Annotated in this window: 13 protein-coding genes; 5 read left to right on the top strand and 8 right to left on the bottom strand. The window is 70.5% G+C overall.

The window, feature by feature from the left end; translation table 11 throughout:
- Positions 1 to 112: 112 nt before the first annotated feature.
- Both ATL45_RS29500 and ATL45_RS29495 read left to right on the top strand, forming a co-directional pair.
- Positions 113 to 1,636: an AbgT family transporter gene (locus tag ATL45_RS29500; protein ID WP_093146272.1), complete on the top strand. Its 1,524-nt coding sequence runs from the start codon at positions 113 to 115 to the stop codon at positions 1,634 to 1,636.
- A gap of 17 nt (positions 1,637 to 1,653) precedes the next feature.
- The gene (locus ATL45_RS29495; RefSeq protein WP_246025618.1) at positions 1,654 to 2,910 is read left to right on the top strand and encodes an amidohydrolase; all 1,257 of its coding nucleotides are present in this window, start codon (positions 1,654 to 1,656) and stop codon (positions 2,908 to 2,910) included.
- A 51-nt stretch (positions 2,911 to 2,961) separates the two neighbouring features.
- Here the strand turns inward: ATL45_RS29495 and ATL45_RS29490 are convergent, their stop codons facing one another.
- Positions 2,962 to 3,582, bottom strand: coding sequence for a TetR/AcrR family transcriptional regulator (locus ATL45_RS29490; protein ID WP_093146270.1), 621 nt, complete (start codon positions 3,580 to 3,582; stop codon positions 2,962 to 2,964).
- Positions 3,583 to 3,648: 66 nt separating this feature from the next.
- On the opposite strand from ATL45_RS29490, the gene ATL45_RS29485 reads away from it, so the two are divergent.
- Positions 3,649 to 4,461, top strand: coding sequence for a class I SAM-dependent methyltransferase (locus ATL45_RS29485; protein ID WP_246025617.1), 813 nt, complete (start codon positions 3,649 to 3,651; stop codon positions 4,459 to 4,461).
- Positions 4,462 to 4,475: 14 nt separating this feature from the next.
- Positions 4,476 to 5,294 carry a class I SAM-dependent methyltransferase gene (locus ATL45_RS29480; RefSeq protein WP_093147338.1) on the top strand — a complete coding sequence of 273 codons (819 nt, stop codon included), beginning with the start codon at positions 4,476 to 4,478 and terminating at the stop codon, positions 5,292 to 5,294.
- A gap of 4 nt (positions 5,295 to 5,298) precedes the next feature.
- Here the strand turns inward: ATL45_RS29480 and ATL45_RS29475 are convergent, their stop codons facing one another.
- Together ATL45_RS29475 and ATL45_RS29470 are read right to left on the bottom strand one after the other, a co-directional pair.
- The gene (locus tag ATL45_RS29475) at positions 5,299 to 6,903 is read right to left on the bottom strand and encodes a type 1 periplasmic-binding domain-containing protein (RefSeq protein ID WP_093146269.1); all 1,605 of its coding nucleotides are present in this window, start codon (positions 6,901 to 6,903) and stop codon (positions 5,299 to 5,301) included.
- A gap of 14 nt (positions 6,904 to 6,917) precedes the next feature.
- Positions 6,918 to 8,771, bottom strand: coding sequence for a hypothetical protein (locus ATL45_RS29470; protein WP_143121539.1), 1,854 nt, complete (start codon positions 8,769 to 8,771; stop codon positions 6,918 to 6,920).
- A 369-nt stretch (positions 8,772 to 9,140) separates the two neighbouring features.
- Here ATL45_RS29470 and ATL45_RS29465 point away from each other — a divergent pair, with 369 nt between their 5' ends.
- Positions 9,141 to 10,931 (top strand): CocE/NonD family hydrolase, encoded by a 1,791-nt coding sequence (locus ATL45_RS29465; protein ID WP_170210388.1) that lies wholly within the window; start codon positions 9,141 to 9,143, stop codon positions 10,929 to 10,931.
- On the opposite strand, the gene ATL45_RS29460 is transcribed toward ATL45_RS29465, so the two are convergent.
- From ATL45_RS29460 to ATL45_RS29435, 5 genes are all read right to left on the bottom strand, one after another.
- Positions 10,887 to 11,954 carry a DUF885 domain-containing protein gene (locus ATL45_RS29460; RefSeq protein ID WP_093146266.1) on the bottom strand — a complete coding sequence of 356 codons (1,068 nt, stop codon included), beginning with the start codon at positions 11,952 to 11,954 and terminating at the stop codon, positions 10,887 to 10,889. The genes ATL45_RS29465 and ATL45_RS29460 overlap by 45 nt on opposite strands.
- A 43-nt stretch (positions 11,955 to 11,997) precedes the next feature.
- Complete coding sequence (locus ATL45_RS39825) at positions 11,998 to 13,299, bottom strand: family 43 glycosylhydrolase (RefSeq protein WP_093146265.1); 1,302 nt, start codon at positions 13,297 to 13,299, stop codon at positions 11,998 to 12,000.
- Positions 13,300 to 13,805: 506 nt separating this feature from the next.
- Positions 13,806 to 15,569, bottom strand: a complete 1,764-nt coding sequence (locus ATL45_RS29445; RefSeq protein ID WP_093146264.1) for an acetyl/propionyl/methylcrotonyl-CoA carboxylase subunit alpha — start codon at positions 15,567 to 15,569, stop codon at positions 13,806 to 13,808.
- Positions 15,570 to 15,839: 270 nt separating this feature from the next.
- Positions 15,840 to 16,094: an acyl-CoA carboxylase epsilon subunit gene (locus tag ATL45_RS29440; RefSeq protein WP_093146263.1), complete on the bottom strand. Its 255-nt coding sequence runs from the start codon at positions 16,092 to 16,094 to the stop codon at positions 15,840 to 15,842.
- Positions 16,095 to 16,116: 22 nt separating this feature from the next.
- Positions 16,117 to 17,754: an acyl-CoA carboxylase subunit beta gene (locus ATL45_RS29435; protein WP_093146262.1), complete on the bottom strand. Its 1,638-nt coding sequence runs from the start codon at positions 17,752 to 17,754 to the stop codon at positions 16,117 to 16,119.
- Positions 17,755 to 17,861 lie beyond the last annotated feature (107 nt).

The following is a 17,861-nucleotide window of genomic DNA, read 5'->3' as shown; positions in this document are numbered from 1 at the left end:
CCTCATGTGACGATTTCCGGCAATCCAAGCAGTGGTGCTGGTGCGCTGTCCACGCTTTCCGCCAACCGCGGTTGCCGAGCTGCGGGAAAGCACGACTTCGCCCGGAGCACACATGGACACAGCGCGTACCCGGCAGACCCGGTTGGACCGGGTCTTCGCCGGCATCGAGCGGGTCGGCGGCAAGCTGCCCGAACCGTTCTTCCTGTTCGTCTACCTGCTCGCCGCGCTGGCGGTGATCTCCACCGCGGTGGCCGCCTTCGGCGTCACCGTCGACGTTCCCGGCAAGGCCGAACCGGTCCCGGTGCGCGCGGTGCTGAGTTCCGAGGGCCTGGTCTGGTTCCTGACCAACTTCGTGGACAACTTCATCGGCTTCCCGCCGCTGGGCACCGTGCTGGCGATGATGCTGGTGGTCGGCTTCGCCGAGCGGACCGGCTTCCTGTCGGCCGCGGTCACGCTGGTCTTCGGCCGTGCTCCGCGCTGGCTGCTGCCCTACGCGGTGGCGTTCGTGGCGTGCCAGGCGCACGTCATGTCGGATCCGTCGCTCATCGTGATCCCGCCGCTGGCCGCGCTGATGTTCAAGGCAGCGGGCCGCCACCCGGTCGCCGGCCTCATCGGCGCTTTCGCCTGCGGCGCAACGGGTTACGGCGGCGGGATCCTGGTCGGATCGCTGGACGGGCTGCTGGTGGGCATCACCGAGAAGGCGGTGCAGATCGCCCCGCTCGGCGTCGAGGTGCACACCCACATCGCGATGAACTACTTCTTCGCGGCCACCGCAGGCCTCCTGCTGCCGCTGGTCGGCGGGTTCCTGATCGACCGGGTCCTGGAGCCGCGGCTGGGCCCGTGGACCGACCCCGAGGGCGAGCAGACCGCGGATCTCACCGCGCGGCAGCGCAAGGGGGTGCGGCGGGCGTTCGCGGTGTTGATCGCCTACGCGGTGGTGGCCTTCGGCAGCTGGCTGGTGCCGGGCAGCTTCCTGCGCGGCGAGGCCGGTGAGCTGGTGCCCTCACCGTTCCTGGACAGCATCGTGCCGCTGATCATCGTCGCGTTCCTGCTGGCCGGGCTCGCCTACGGCCTGACCGCGGGCACCGTCGCCACGCGCGCCGACGTGCCGCGGATGATGACCGAGACCGTCAAGGACATGGCGGGCTACATCGTGTTCATCTTCGTCGCCGCCCAGTTCATCGCCCTGTTCACCTGGTCGAACCTGGGCACGCTGATCGCGATCGGCGCGGCCGACGGCCTGCGCGCCGCGCACCTGACCGGGTTCCCGGCGATCATCGTGATGGTGCTGCTGGCCACGGTGGCGAACCTGTTCATCACCTCCGGCTCGGCGCTGTGGTCGCTGCTGGCCCCGGTGATGATCCCGGCCTTCACCATCCTCGGCTACGACCCGGCGTTCATCCAGGCCGCCTACCGCATCGGCGACTCGACCACGCAGGCGGTCAGCCCGCTCAACGCCTACGTCTACATCCTGCTCAGCGTGAACCGGAAGTACCAGCCCGAGACGCAGCTGGGCACGCTGCTGGCGCGGCTGAGCGTGTTCGTGCTGCCGTTCTTCGCGATGTGGCTGCTGATCCTGGCGGTGTTCTACTTCTTCGACCTGCCCGTCGGGCCGGGTTCGGGCATCCGGCTGTAACCATCCACAGAGGAGAGATGATGCACTTCGACGAGCTCGTGGCGTTGCGGCGCGACTTCCACCGGTACGCCGAACCGGCGTTCCTGGAGATCCGCACCTCCAGCATCGTCGTGTCGCGCCTGCGCGAACTGGGTCTGGAGCCGCTGACCGGGCAGGAGGCGATGCGCGCGGAGACCGTCGTCGACTACCCCACCGCCGAGCAGCGCGAGCTCTTCGGCGAGCGCGCGGTGCGCACCGGCGCGGACGCCGAGAACGTCGCGCGCGCGATCGAGTTCGGCACCGCCGTGATCGCCGAGGTCCGCGGCAACCGCCCCGGCCCCACCTGGGGCCTTCGCTTCGACATGGACGCGCTGCCGCTGGCCGAGTCGGACAGTCCGGAGCACGCTCCTGCTGCCGACGGCTTCCGCTGCGACTACGGAGCGATGCACGCCTGCGCGCACGACGGGCACACCGCGATCGGCCTCGGCCTGGCCAGCCGGCTGGTCGCCGACAACGACTTCGCGGGAACCGCGCGGTTCCTCTTCCAACCGGCTGAAGAAGGCGGGCGCGGCGCGGCGTCGATGCTCGCCGCCGGCGCGGTCGAAGGGGTGGACCGGTTCGTCGCCGTGCACCTCGGCCTGGACGAACCGGCGGGCCAGGTCAGCGGCGGCATCCAGGGCCTGCTGGCCACCACCAAGATGCGCGCCACCTTCACCGGCACCGCCGCACACGCCGCCGGAGCCCCGGAGCAGGGCTCGAACGCGCTGGTCACAGCAGCGAGCGCACTGCTCAACGTGATGGCGCTACCGCGCTACTCCACAGCGGACACCCGCATCAACGTGGGCACGCTGCACGGCGGCGACAACGTCAACATCGTGCCGTCCTGGGCGCAGATGACCCTGGAGGCCCGCTCCACGGACTCCGATGTCAGCGCATCCCTCACCGAGCGCATCAAGGCCACTCTGCGCGGCTCCGGCGAAATGCACGGAGTCGCCGTCGACGTCGTGGAGACCGGCGGTTCGGCCACGATGGACTGCGACGCGGAGCTCGTCGACGCGATCGACGAGATCGCCGCCGGACTCCCCGGAGCCACCACCACCGAAGGCTTCAAGCAGATGGGCGGCAGCGACGACGCGAGCCTGTTCGCCCGCGAAGTCCAGCGCAACGGCGGCATCGCCACGTACATGACGGTCGGCGGCGGCAACACCGCGCCCCACCACAACCCCCTCTTCGACATCGACGAGCGCTCCATCCAGGTCGCTCTCGACACCCTCGAACGCCTCATCCGCCGCTGACGATTCCCGGCGCAGGGTGCCTTTCGGCGGCGAAAGGCACCCTGCTCCTGTTCAAAGGATGAGCTGGGAGTGCAGGGTTTCGCGGGCCCACCGCTCCCAGCGTTCGGGAGTCCACTCCCGATCCCGCACCAGCAGCAGGTAGAGCTCCGGGCTGAGCAGGGCGAACAGGATGTCGGCTGCTTCGGTCGCGGACAGGCCGGGCCGTGCTCCCGGTTTGGCGACCAAGGACTTCGCCGTCGCCGCCTGGATCGTGTAGCGCGGGTTCTCGCCCTTCGGCCACAGATCCACCACTTCCGGGTCCGTTGCCGCTGCCACGCGCAGCACCTCGACGATCTCCGCCACTCGCTGCAGGACCTGGCGAGTGCCCGCGACGTGGGCGCGGAGATGGGCCTCCGCGGTCTCGGCCTCCAGCGCGTCGCGGAACCACGGGCGGTCCATCGTCGCGACCGGCTCGTCGTCGCCCGCGATCGCGGTGTCCACGACCTCCTTCAGCAGGTTCCGCTTGTTGCGGAAGGTGAAGTAGATGGTCTGCACCGCCACTCCGGCCCGGTCGGCGATGTCCTGCAGCGGCGTCGCGCCGTAGCCGCGCTCCACGAACAGCTCCCCCGCCGCGCGCAGCATCCGCGCACGTGTCTGCCTGGCCTTCTCGGCCCGCTTGTTGACCGGACTCATGACCGGAGTCTATAACTAGAGTCGAACACTAGAGAGCGACTCCAGTGAGTTTCGGGAGGGAGTCCCGTGACCGACAACCAGCAGGCAGAGGCCTGGAACGGCTGGGAAGGCGAGCTCTGGGCGTCGAATCCGGAGCGGTACGACGGAATGCTCGACGACTTCAACGCACCGCTGTTCGCCGCCGCCGGGATCGGCGGAGACCATCGGGTTCTCGACATCGGCTGCGGCCCTGGGAGCACCACCCGGCTGGCGGCCGAGCGGGCGGCGCACGCCGTGGGCGTCGACATCTCCGCCCCGATGGTTACCCGCGCCCGCGCCGACGCCACCGGCATCGCGAACATCGAGTTCGTGCTGGCCGACGCGCAGGTCCACCCGTTCCCGGAGGCCGGTTTCGACGTGGCCATCAGCCGCGGCGGGGTGATGTTCTTCGCCGACCCGGTCGCCGGCTTCGCCAACATCCGCCGAGCTCTGCGCCCCGGCGGCCGACTGGCGTTCATCAGCCCGACCACACCCGATCCGGATGGCGACTACGCCCGCGCGACCGCCGCACTGGCCGAGTTCATGACCCGGCCGTCACCGGCGGCGACCGGCATGATGTCGCTGGCCGCCCCGGAACGCATCCGCGAAGTGCTCGATGCCGCCGGTTTCCGGGACATCGCCGTGGAAAAGGTGCAGGCCACCGAGAACCTGGGCGCGAACGCGGCCGACGCGGCGGACTTCATCTGCTCGCTGTCACCCGTCCAGTTCAACCTGCGCGACGTCGAAAGATCCACTGTGGACCGCATCCGCGGCGAGGTGGCCGCCGGATTCCGGCCGCACGAAACACCGCAGGGCGTGCAGGTGCGCGGAACCGTCTGGCTGACGAGCGCGATCCGATGACCGAGGGAGGCAACATGACCGTGAACGCACCGCAAGCGGCCGCCTGGAACGGCGCGGAGGGCACCCACTGGGCCGAGCACCAGGACCGCTACGACGCCGTGAACAGCGGATTCAACGATCCGCTGCTCAACGCCGCGGACATCACCGAGCGGGACCGCGTGCTCGACATCGGCTGCGGCAACGGGCAGACGACCCGGCTGGCCGCCGCACGCGCGGCACAGGCCGTCGGGCTGGACTTGTCGGCTCCGATGCTGCGCCGGGCTCGGCGAGCAGCATCGCGGGAAGGCATCGGCAACGTGTCCTTCGAACTGGGCGATGCCCAGGTGCACCCGTTCACCGAGCACGGTTTCGACGTGGCGATGAGCAGGTTCGGCGTGATGTTCTTCGCCGACCCGGTCGCCGCGTTCGCCAACGTCCGCCGCGCGCTGCGGCCCGGCGGCCGGCTGGTGTTCGTGTGCCTGCGCGAGCGGAGCGACGGCGACCTGGGCGCGGTGCTGGACGCGATGGCCGAGCACCTGCGCGCACCCGAGCCCGCCGTCCCGCACTCCCCCGGCCCGACCTCGCTGGCAGACCCGGACCGCATCCGCGAAGTGCTCAGCGGTGCCGGGTTCGCCGAGGTGACCGTGAAACCCGTCGACGCCCCGCAGTTCTGGGGCACCGATCCGGCGGACGCGGCCGACTTCCTCTTCGAGTGGGCGCCGGTGCGAGCGATGCTCCGCAGTGCGGAAGATCCGGCCGCCCGCGCGGCGCTCACCGAGGCCATGCACGGGTACCACGGCTCCAGTGGAGTTCAGCTGCGCGGCGCAGCATGGCTGGTCACTGCCACGCGCTGAACGATCACCGGCAGCGCTGGGTGGGGCGGAAGGCGTCGAAACCGGAATCCGGGGTGCGGATATCGCCGCTGGCGGAGACGACTTCGGGCAGGATCTCCGAGGTCGGAGGCACCTTCCCGGGCGTGAGGGTGAACACCGAGACCGCCTTGTCCTCCGGGTGCCCGACGCAGTCGAAGGACAGCCAGCCGCTGGCTCCCGCGACTTCCTCGACGCCGTGCATCCGGTGGAACTGCGAGGTGACCGATTCCGGCGTGACCAGCGAGACGTCGCGGCTGGTGCCCCCTGCCCTCCGGATCGCGGTGACCGCCACCCCGACCGCGTCGAACGAGGTGGCGGCCATCCCGTCGCCCGCGGAGTTGTCCGGGAACTCGCGGGAGTAGGTCTCCCGGAAGTAGCCGACCACGTTCGGGTCGAAGGCCTGCGGATTCGCCCGCCACGCCGCCGGGCTGGACAGGTGGGTGTACTCCAGCGTGGTCTTCGGGGAGAGCGCACCGCGGATCTCCTCGACGCCCGCGATGTCCACCACGCTGTCCAGGGTCAGCACCCGGATCTCCAGTTGCGGGCACCACCGCTTGCCCAACGCCTCCAGCAGTCCCTTCAGGTCCCGGTAGCGCCCGGAGAAGAACAGCACGTCCGGCTGGGCGACGCAGATGTTGCGGACCATCGGGGCGAACGCGTTCGCGTTGCTGCCCAGCCCGGTGCCGGTGGCATCGTCCAGCTTGGAGTTGTAGGTCTCCGCCCGGAGCAGCTCACCACCGGTGCTGGCCGGGTAGACCTCGTTGAAGGCCGCCGCGAGGTTGCTGGCCAGCAGGTCGGACTGGTTCTCGTCCTGCACCAGCATCGCCCGCCGGCTGCCCGCCAACCGCCGCACCACCGCCTGCACTTGCTCGGTGTTCGACGGCGCGACCCGCAGCAGTCCGCTGAACTCACCGGCCTTCTCCTGCTCGGTGAAGACGTCGGCGGTGATCGTGGCGCCGACCATCGGGATGCCAAGCGCCGCCAGCCGGTCGATCGCCTGCTTGGTGCCCTCGTGGCTCTGCCCCAGCCCGGTCACCGCGACCACCCGGTCCGGACCGTTCCGCGCCTGCTCGATCTGCGCCACCACCGGCCGCCACTGGCCGAACCGGCTGCCCGGGTTCGCCGGAAACAGCCGGACCATCGGAGTGCCGCCGTCCCAATCGGCGGTCCGGTTGGCGCGCAGCTGCGAGACGTAGGCACCCTGCAGTGCGTTGCGGGTGGACTCCCTTGTGATGGTGTCCAGGCCGGTCAACGTCATCGGAGCCAGGTAGGCGATGCTCACGTAGTTGCCGTTGGACTCGGCCAGCACCCGGTCGTTCTCCGCCTTGATCTTGCCCAGCACACCGGCCAGCTCCGGATCGAACGAGAAGGAACCGTCGGTCATGCCGATGCACTCCCCGCCCTCAACGCGGGCAATGCCCTCCGCGCAGTGCTCCGCGTGCCACTTCGCCAGCTCCGCCTGCGACTTCGCGCGCTCCGACTGCCACTGCACGTACGCGGTCACCCCGGCCACCAGCGCCACCACGCACACCACGGCGAGCACCTTCAGCCGGTGCTTCCGCCACCACGACCGATCCACGTAGTTCGCCACCGACTACCTCCAGGTCAGGCGTACTTCTCGCTCTCGCCGAAAAACACCACGAACCCCGCACGTGCCTGGCGCGCCAGCTGTTCGAACTCGCTGCGCACGATGCCGCGCAACGTGCGTCCCGGATCGCCGAGCGGATCCGACATCAGCCACTTCGCCGCCACCAGCCGCGCCAGGTCCGCATCCGCCGGGGGCACCAACCGCGCCAGTTCATCGACCTGTTCCCGGGGTTCCCGGTCGGTGCGCAACCTGTTGGGGGCGGCGGTGATCAGTTCCAGCCGCGCCAGCCACGGCGCCACGTCGGCCTCCGTCCTGATCTGCTCGAACTGCCGCTGCAGGTGCGCCACCACCGCGCCCAGGTCGCGCAGCGCCATCGCGTGGTAGAGCGCTAGCGGAATGTTTCCGCTCTCCTTGTGGTGCTGCCGGTGCCGGTCGTGCACGACGACCCAGCGCTCCGCGTGATCGTCGGGACGCCCGGCCAGTTCGTGCAGCAGCAGGCGGCGCAGCCAGGGGTGCAGCGCGAGCCGGTTCTCACCGTCGAGCACCGACCACAGGCGCTTGCGGATCTCGTGCAGCACGTCCGCGTCGTCGTCACGACCGGCCCGGACCTCCGCCCTGGTCGCCAGTTCCAGGTTCGGCGCTGCCGACAGCCCGACCAGCACTTCCCGTTGCACCGGATCGAAGTCCTGCAGCAGGTAGTCGCGCGCCCGCTCGGCGAACGAGATCTCGTCGGAGCCGCGGTGCTCCAGGAACGCCCGCATCGCCGGGCCCGGGGCCTGCTCCCCGAGCACGGAGCGGATCTCCCGCGTCCCCCACGGGTGGCCGCGGGTCAGCCCGTGCACGAAAGGTGCGGTACCACCGCCGAACCGGCCGACTTCGACCGCCTCGGCGGGCGTCAGATCGCGCAGTTCGACCGGGTACCACCACGAGTTCGGCCCGAGGTCCGCCTCCCGATTCCGCGCCCAGTCGTCGAGCCCGGTCTGCTCCGGGGTCCGCGCGCTGCCCTGCGGTCCCCACTTCAGCCGCCACTGCCTGCTGGTGGCGACCACCACCAGCGGATCGGGCTCCTGCCGGTGCCGCTGGCGGATGTCGAGCAGCAAGTCGAGCAGTCGCACACCACCGGGCGAGTCGACGTTGTCCAGCAGCGCCACGCAGTTGGCCTTTCGCCGCCCGGCACCTCGTCCCCGGTAGGCCTCCCGCAGGTCGGCGAGGAACGCCGCGCAGAACACCTCGTCCATCACATCGTCGTCGGCGACCCCGATGTCGACCAGCACGTCCTGCAGGTTCGGCGAGCGCTGCGGAGTCGCATCGCGGAGTTTGGCCGCCCGACGCAGCCAGTTCCGCCAGCGCAGCGCCTCAACGCCGTGCAGCAGGGTGCTGGCGGCCAGCGACGACCACCACGGAATCACCCCGGCCTGCGCGGCCTTGTCCGCGACGTCGCTGACGACGCTGTGCGTGCGCGCGGAGAACTCCGCATCGGCCGCCAGCGCCTGGCGCACCTGCGCCCGCGCCTTCTCCCGGTTCTCCGCGTTCAGCTCCGCGCCTTCGACCAGCGTGCACAACCACAGCTGGCGGAATTGGATGCGCGGCTGTCCCTCGAACTTGCGGCTGAGGTTGAAGGCCAGCTGGGTGATGATCGTCCGCGGCGGCTTGGCGACCCGATCCAGGTCGGAATGCCCGTAGGGCACCCGGTCCCGGCACCGCTCCAGAATGTCGGCCAGCGCCGCGGTCTTCCCGCTCCCCCGAGGCCCGGTCAGCACGACAACGGGCAGCTCCGCACCCCGGCCCGCCCCCGCTTCCCGCCGCACGCACGAGCCGACGAAGTCCTCGACCACCCCAGAACGCCCGGCTAAACCGTCACCACCAGCCATCCGGCCCACCCACCCCCGTGATCAAGCCAGCGGGTAACTGTCCCGTCACCCGCGGTCGCAAGTCAAGCGAAAAACGAAAACCCGCCCACGGCGCCACCCCGATCACATTCCACCCGAGCTGGTTGATCACCGAGTCCAGGACTGACCAGGCCGCGAGTCCTATCGCGCGCTCGGGCTAAAACACAGCCGTCGCCCTCCAGCACAGCTGCCGACGCTCGCGGGTGATGAGCAACCGACGACCGGCGATCGCGGGGCGGTTCGCGTAACCCTGGGGCGTTTTGATCGTTGATCTCCCCGATGTGCTGGGAGGTCATCATGCGGCGCTGCTGGTTGGCTCTTTTGCTCGCTCTCGCTACCGTTTTCGCGGGGGTGACCGCGGCTTCCGGGCAGGGCGGGTGGAGCGCTCGCGGCGAGGAGCACCCCGGGGTCGCCACCGAGACCGACGTTGCCATTCCGATGTCCGACGGGATCGTGCTGCGCGGGGACGTCCAACGGCCGGCCGATGCCGACGGGAATCCGGTCGAGGGCCGGTTTCCCGTGCTCGTGACCATCACCGCTTACAACAAGACCGTGTTGAACGGGCCCGGAGCCGGTGTGATGGGCGATTCCGGTTACTTCGTCAAGCGCGGGTACGTGCAGGTCACCGTCGATGCGCGCGGTACCGGCAGTTCCGGTGGTTCGTGGGCGGCGTTCAGCGAGCGGGAGAACACCGACGCCGGGGAGGTCGTCGAGTGGGCCGCCTCCTCGGAACGGCCGTGGAGCAGCGGTTCGGTCGGGATGCACGGGCCTTCGTACATGGGCATCAGCCAGCTGTTCGCCGCCGCCAACCGGCCCGCCGGGCTCAAGGCCATCTTCCCGCAGGTCCCGGCCGCCGACACCTATCGCGATGTGGTCGCCTCCGGTGGGGCGCTCGACGTCGGGTTCATCCCGCTGTGGCTGGGGCTGGTCACCGGGACCGGGCTGATCCCGCCCGCCTACGGACCTGCCGAGCCGGACAACGCGCTGCAGATGTACCTCTCGCGGGTGCAGGGCGCCACCGGGTTCACCGCGCCGCTGCTGCTTTCGGCGACGCTGGGGCTGGATTCGGCCTTCGACGGCCCCTTCTACGCCGAGCGCTCGCCGATCAACGTCGTCGACCGGATCGACGTGCCGACCTTCCTCGTCGGCGGCGAGTACGACCTGTTCCAGCGCGGCACTCCGATGCTGTTCGACCGGCTCCGCGAACGCGGCGTGCCCACCAAGATGATCTTCGGCCCGTGGGACCACCTGCAGGCCAGCACCGGTGAGGGCGTCGAGGACGCCGGGCACGGTTCGCTGCAGGAGCTCCAGCTGCGCTGGTTCGACCACCACGTGCGCGGTGTGCCCGACCCGGCGCTGGATTCGGACATCCCTCCGCTGACCTGGCACGAGATCGGCTCCGGCGAGTGGCACCGCGCGCAGGACTGGCTCGACGAGCAGCGCGCGACCACCTTCCAGCTCTCCGGCACTTCGTTCCCCGGCGCTCCGGGCGAACTCGTCGCCGAGGATGCCGAGCCGGGACGCAGCATCGTCGCTCCGGTCCCGGTCTCCGGGCTGTGCACGCGTTCGGCCAACCAGTGGACCGCGGGACTGCCGAACGCGGCCGGGCTCGGGAAGCTGTGCGAGGACAACCGCTGGAACGACCTGTCCGGCACGGTTTTCGAGACCGAACCCGTGGCGGAGCCGCTCCGGATGCGCGGCCCCATCAACGCACACCTGAACGTCTCGACGCCGACCGGCAACGGGATGCTGTCGGTGTCGGTGTCGTCGGTGTCCCCGACGGGCGAGGTCGACCGCCTCACCGGCGGCTGGCAGGTCCTGTCGCACCGGGCGCTGGACGAATCCCGCTCCCGCTACCTCGACGGCCAGCTGATCCAGCCGTACCACCCGTTCACCAAGGATGCCCAGAACCTGCTGCGGCCAGGCGAGATCGCGCCGATCGACGTCGAGGTCTTCCCCACCGGCGCGGTGATCCCGCCCGGCCACAAGCTGCGCATCGCCGTCCAGGCCTACGACGTCCCGCACCTGCTCCCCACGGTGCGTGACCTGCCTGCCGCCCTGTCCCCGCTGACCATCCACACCTCACCGGAGCACCCGTCACTGCTCACCCTGCCGACGCTGCCCGCGAGGTGCTGCGACTGATCGGTCGGCCCAGTTCTCGACGACCCCGGCCAGCACCGTCAACGGCAGCGGGCCGTTGGTGAGCACGAGGTCGTGGAAGGCCGCGAGGTCGAAGGCGGTGCCGAGTTCGCGCTCCGCACCGGCTCGCAGGCGCTGGATCTCCAGGCGCCCCACCATGTACGACAGCGCCTGGCCCGGCCACTCGACGTAGCGGTCGACCTCGACGTGGACGTCCACTTCGGACATCGGTGTGTGCGAGAGCATGTCGACCGCCTGCGACTTCTCGCGCTCCTCGGCCCGGTAGGTGTTGGCGAAGTAGGTTCCCGGCCGCGAGCCGTCCAGCGCGGGTCGGTTGTAGTAGGCGGACACGCTGGGCGCCTCGTTGTCGGGAACGGGCTGCACAGCGCAACGTCCGGCCGGAACCCGCCGGAACCAGCCCGCCGCCGCCCGCTCCGCGCGCTCGACGGTCTCGCGCGCCGTGCTCAGCACCTCCTCCGGGCTCTCCCACCGCAGCGCCGGGTCCGCGCGGAGCCGTTCCCGCACCTCGTCGGCGGTCGTGGCGCCGAAGACCCGCGAGCCGATCTCGACGTACTCCGCCGCTAGTTCCTCGATGAGGGCCAAACCCGTCCGGTGCAGGTCGTCCGGCGTGCGTTCGGTGGTCGTGTGCACGCGGGACAGCGCCTCGTACACCGCCCCACCCTCGGGCAACCAGCACAAATCCGGCTGCTCATCCGGCCTCCCGCACGGCACCAGCTCGGTGTCGATCACCTCGCGATAGCGCGCGAACGCCTTGCCGACCACGCCGTCCAGGAGGCGCTCGCGTTCAGCGACGCGCGACCCGTTCAGCGTGGGCGCACGGAGCGGGTCCGGGTCCGCGAGGTACCGATCGAGGCTCGCCACAGCGGCACGTCCCAGGTAGGCCAGCGGAAGTCGACCAGCCGCCGCACCCGCCCGGTGCCGCTCGGCGGCGACCGCGAGATAGCCCGGGATCGCGGCCAACCTGTCCGGGTAGGCGCGTTCCGCGTCGTCCCCGACCGGCTGCACCTGCGCGAGCCCGTCACCGCATTTTCCCGGGCGCTTCGCGAGGTCATCCCCGCCTGCGCTGGACGTAGATCCGGTTGCCCTCCGGGCCGGTCCACTCCATCCGGACCACGCCGGCCACCGCGGCGTCGTCCTTCCGCGCCGGGTCCGCCCAGTGACCGGCGACCGGGTTCCGGAAGAACGTCGCCCACAGCTGTCCTTCGGCGTCCACGAAGAGGTTGTTGTGACCGGCTCCGACACCGGCGGTCCAGCGCTTCGAGTACGGGCCTTCGAACTTGTCCGCGACCGCGATGATCGCGTCGTACTGGTACCGCTCGCCCTCGGGCGTGTTGTAGGCGTGCCGCGTGCTGCCGTCGGGATTCTTGGACTTCCGGTTCCAGGCGGCGTGCACCAGGTAGTACTTGCCTTCGTGCTTGAGCACGTGGGCGCCTTCGAGGTACGGCTCCGGCGAGTAGGGTGCCTGCTCGAACCGCGGGAGGTCCGTCCGCTGCACGATGTCCTCCATGTCGTCCCGGAATTCCGAGTACAGGTGGTTGTGCAGCACGAGCCACGCCTTGCCGCCTTCGGTGTAGAGGCCACCGTCGATGTGGTGGTAGACCGCCGGGTCGATCCACTCCGGCCCGCCGGGCGCCAGATCGCCGAACGGCTTGTCCAGGTTGCCCTCCACGACCCGGTACGGGCCCTCGACGCCGCCCTCGCTCTTGAGCATGAACGAGCCGACCTTCCTGGAGTGATCGCCCATGCACGCGACGATGTACCAGGCACCGCGGAAGTGGTGCACCTCCGGCGCCCACACGTTGCCCCGCTTGCCGTACTCCTGGTCGCGCCAGTACTCCTGCCACGGGGCGACGACGGTGCGCCCGGGCTCGTTCTCACCGGCGAACTCCGGTGACCAGACCTTGCCCTTCTCCGCACCGGGCCGGACACCGGTGGTGTCCACCAGCTTCCACGGCCCGTCCACGGATTCAGCGATCCAGACGAAGATGCCGTCGTTCCACGGCGCCGCGCCTTCGAGACCGGCAGCGCGGGTGGTTCCCGTGGCGACGTAGCACGGCTTGCCGTCGACGACGAAGCAGTTGACGTAGGTGTCGCGAATCCAGACCCGCCCGAGTTCCTCGTCGCGGGGGCGGAGTTCGAGTGCGAGAACGCGGGAGTTGTCCGCCCGCGGCCACAGGTCCTTCCGGGTGTCCGCGGCGCCGTAGGGCTTCATGCCCGGCCAGTTCGGCGGGTACTCCTGCTGCCGCGAAAGCCCGCGCGACCAGGTGAGTCCGGGCAGTGCGGCCGCCAGTCCGACGGTGCTCGCGGTACCCAGCAGCAGGGTCCGCCGGTTCAGGTGCGAGTTGGGCATCGACGTTCTCCTCGCTGCGTTCCGCCAGATCACGAATCGGGGCCGACGCCACCGCACCAGCCCGTGATCAACGCTACGCAGACTCCGCCCGGCCCATCTCGACCGAGCAGCGTCCGCGGGAGGAAATAGCCCGATCACACCAGCACGAGCGGGAAGCGGGGCGACGATCCCCGCGAGCGGATGCGGGAGATACCGTGAGTGCTTTGGGGCGTCGCAGCACCCCGAAACGCACACGGAGGACGGGTATGCAGATCGGGGAGCTTTCCGAGCGCACGGGAGCCAGTCGGCGCTCGATCCGCTACTACGAGCAGCGAACCCGCCGTGCACCGCGATCAGCACCGCCGGTGTCCCGTACCTCACCGTGGCCGCCGCGCTTCTGATGGCGCTGGCCTTCGCCCTCGCCTGGGCTCCCGCACCAGCCCGCCTCACCACGCCCGTGTGAGCGCCGCTCGTCGGGCAGACGCACTTCGGCCCCGCCCGGCACTCCGGGCGGGGCCGAATCGCGGTCAGTCCTTGAGCTCGCAGAGGGTGGTGCCCTGGGAGACCGAGTCGCCCGGCTGGGCCGACAGGCCCGTGACCGTGCCCGCCTTGTGGGCCGTCACCGGGTTCTCCATCTTCATCGCTTCCAGGACCGCGATCTGCTCGCCGGCTTCGACCTGCTGGCCGTCGGTCACCGACACCTTGACGATGGTGCCCTGCATCGGCGCGGTCACCGCGTCACCGGAGACCGCCGCTCCGGCCTTGCTCGCGGAACGCTTGCGCGGCTTGGCCTTCGACGCCGGGGCAGCGCCGGAGACCGCCAGCTCCGCGGGCAGCGTCACTTCGAGGCGGCGACCGCCGACCTCGACGGTGATGCTCTGGCGCGCCTCCGGCTCCGCGGCCTCGGCGCCACCGGTGAACGGCTCGATGGTGTTGTCGAACTCGGTCTCGATCCAGCGGGTGTGCACGGTGAAGCCGTCGGTGCCGGTGAACGCCGGGTCGCGCACGATCGCGCGGTGGAACGGCAGGACCGTGGCCATGCCCTCCACCACCATCTCGTCCAGGACGCGGCGGGAGCGCTCCAGCGCCTGCTGCCGGTCCGCACCGGTCACGATCACCTTGGCCAGCAGCGAGTCGAACTGCCCGCCGATCACGCTGCCGGACTCCACGCCCGCGTCCACCCGCACGCCCGGGCCGTGCGGCGCGACGAAGCGGGTCACGGTGCCGGGCGCGGGCAGGAAGCCGCGGCCCGCGTCCTCGCCGTTGATGCGGAACTCGATGGAGTGGCCGCGCGGCTTCGGGTCCTCGGTGTGCTCGAGCTTCGCTCCCTCGGCGATGCGGAACTGGCCGCGCACCAGGTCGATGCCGGTGGTCTCCTCCGACACCGGGTGCTCGACCTGCAGCCGGGTGTTGACCTCCAGGAACGAGATCGTCCCGTCCATGCCGACCAGGAACTCCACGGTGCCCGCGCCGTAGTAGCCGGCCTCGGCGCAGATCGCGCGGGCCGCCTCGTGGATGGTGCGGTGCTGCTCGTCGCTGAGGAACGGCGCCGGGGCCTCCTCGACCAGCTTCTGGTGGCGGCGCTGCAACGAGCAGTCGCGGGTGCCGACGACGACCACGTTGCCGTGCTGGTCGGCCAGCACCTGGGCCTCCACGTGCCGCGGGCGGTCCAGGTACCGCTCCACGAAGCACTCGCCGCGCCCGAAGGCGGTCTCGGCCTCGCGCACCGCCGAGGCGTAGAGCTCGGGGATCTCCTCGATGGTCCGGGCGACCTTCAGGCCGCGGCCGCCACCGCCGAACGCGGCCTTGATGGCCACCGGCAGGCCGTGCTCCTCGGCGAAGGCCACCACCTCGTCGGCGCCGGACACCGGATCCTTGGTGCCGGGCACCAGCGGCGCACCGGCCCTGGTGGCGATGTGCCGGGCGGTGACCTTGTCGCCGAGGTCGCGGATCGCCTGCGGCGACGGGCCGATCCAGATCAGGCCCGCGTCCAGCACCGCCTGGGCGAAGTCGGCGTTCTCCGACAGGAACCCGTAGCCGGGGTGCACCGCGTCGGCCTCGGCGCGCTTGGCCACGTCGATGATCTTGTCGATGTTCAGGTACGACTCGCCGGGCGTCGACCCGCCCAGCGCGAAGGCCTCGTCGGCCAGCCGCACGAACAGCGCGTCCGCGTCCGGCTCGGCGTACACCGCGACCGAGGCGATGCCCTCGTCCTTGCAGGCGCGGATCACCCGCACCGCGATCTCACCGCGGTTGGCGATCAGGACCTTGCTGATCGGCGTCACGTCCACAGTGGCCAACTCCTCAACTCCCGGCGCGACGCCGGACGACTGGCGAAACCTTGTCTGAACACGTCAGAGCCTGTCTTTGTCTTTGAAACGCCGAAGGCGTTCAGCCCACCCTCGGCGCTTGCACCGCCGCGGGTTCTCAGCGTTCGCCTGGCGAGGACGGCCCAGCCGCCGTGTATTGGGCATACATCAGGCTGGGCGCCCGCAGTCCAGGCGGGCGCTGAGGTTCCGCTACCGGCACCGCTACGCAAAACGAGTCCGCCCGACAGGCCTTCAGCCCGGCAGCGCCGAAGCGCGCCAAGCGTGCGGACCGGGGCGCAGCGGCCGCCGCCCGGCGGGGTGGCGGACCGCCGCGGCGGGATCGCCCCACCGCGACATCGGCTCGGGCTGCGGCTCGGCCGAGGCCGCCTTGGCCGCGGCCAGCCCGGTCAGCGCGGCGGTCAGCGCGGCGAGCTCGACCTCGTCGGGATCACCGCGCACGATGCGCAGCACCGGCCGCTCCGGCACCGCGTCCGCGTCGTGGCTCATTGCGCTCCTCCTCCGGCAGCCGTCACAGCGGGATGTTGCCGTGCTTCTTGGCGGGCAGGCTCTCCCGCTTGTCGCGCAGCATCCGCAGCGACCGCGCCACGTAGCCGCGGGTGAACGACGGCGGGATCACCGAGTCGACGTAGCCGCGCTCGGCTGCGACGTAGGGGTTGCACAGGGTGTCCTCGTACTCCTGCTGCAGCCGCGCCCGCACCGCTTCGACGTCCTCGCCGTTGTCCGCGGCCTCCGCCAGCTGGCGGCGGTAGAGGATGTTGACCGCGCCCTGCGCGCCCATCACCGCGATCTGCGCGGTCGGCCAGGCCAGGTTGATGTCCGCGCCCAGGTGCTTGGAGCCCATCACGTCGTAGGCACCGCCGTAGGCCTTGCGGGTGATCACGGTGACCAGCGGGACCGTCGCCTCGGCGTAGGCGTAGAGCAGCTTCGCGCCGCGGCGGATGATGCCGTTCCACTCCTGGTCGGTGCCCGGCAGGAAGCCCGGCACGTCGACGAAGGTCAGCACCGGGATGTTGAACGCGTCGCAGGTCCGCACGAACCGGGCGGCCTTCTCGCTGGCGTCGATGTCCAGGGTGCCCGCGAACTGGGTGGGCTGGTTGGCCACCACGCCCACCGGGCGGCCCTCGATGCGCCCGAAGCCGGTGATGATGTTCGGCGCGAACAGCGCACCGGTCTCCAGGAAGTCCTCGTCGTCGACGACGCGGGAGATGACCTGGAGCATGTCGTAGGGCTGGTTCGGCGAGTCCGGGACCAGGGTGTCCAGCTCGCGGTCGAGGTCGGTGATCGAGTCGGCGATCGCGCCCTCGGCGATGTCGGCGTCGAAGACCGGCGCCTCGGCGAGGTTGTTGCTCGGCAGGAACGACAGCAGTTCCTTGACGTAGCCGATCGCGTCGTCCTCGTCGGCGGCCAGGTAGTGCGCGTTGCCCGAGCGGGAGTTGTGCGTGCGGGCGCCGCCGAGGTCCTCGAAGGTGACGTCCTCACCGGTGACCGTCTTGATCACGTCCGGGCCGGTGATGAACATGTGCGAGGTCTGGTCGACCATCACGGTGAAGTCGGTGATCGCGGGCGAGTACACCGCGCCGCCCGCGCACGGGCCCATGATCAGCGAGATCTGCGGGATCACGCCGGAGGCGTGGGTGTTGCGCTTGAAGATCTCGGCGTAGAGGCCCAGCGCCGCGACGCCCTCCTGGATCCGCGCGCCGCCGGAGTCGTTGATGCCGATCAGCGGGCACCCGGTCTTGAGCGCCAGGTCCATCACCTTGACGATCTTCTCGCCGAAGACCTCGCCCAGCGAGCCGCCGAAGACGGTGAAGTCCTGGGAGAACACGCACACCTTGCGGCCGTCGACGGTGCCGTAGCCGGTCACCACGCCGTCGCCGTAGGGGCGGTTGGAGTCCAGGCCGAAGTTGGTGGAGCGGTGCCGGGCGTGCTCGTCGAGCTCCACGAACGAGCCCGGGTCCAGCAGCAGGTCGATCCGCTCGCGGGCGGTGTACTTGCCCTTGGCGTGCTGCTTGGCCACCGCGCGCTCCGAGCCGGCGTGCACCGCCTCGTCGTTGCGCCGGTACAGATCCGCCAGCTTGCCCGCGGTCGTGTGGATGTCCGGCACGTCCGCCGGCGGCTGACCGACCGGCTCCGTCGCGCTGCTCATGCAACCAACCCGTCCTCGTTACCTGCTCCGACCTCAGTATCCGCCCGCGATCACGGCGAACGCAGCACTGATTCTTGCGGAGATTAGTTCGGCGGCCAGCCTCGCGT

Source organism: Saccharopolyspora antimicrobica (assembly GCF_003635025.1).
GTDB lineage: Bacteria > Actinomycetota > Actinomycetes > Mycobacteriales > Pseudonocardiaceae > Saccharopolyspora > Saccharopolyspora antimicrobica.
This window is presented reverse-complemented; position numbering and strand designations above follow the sequence as displayed.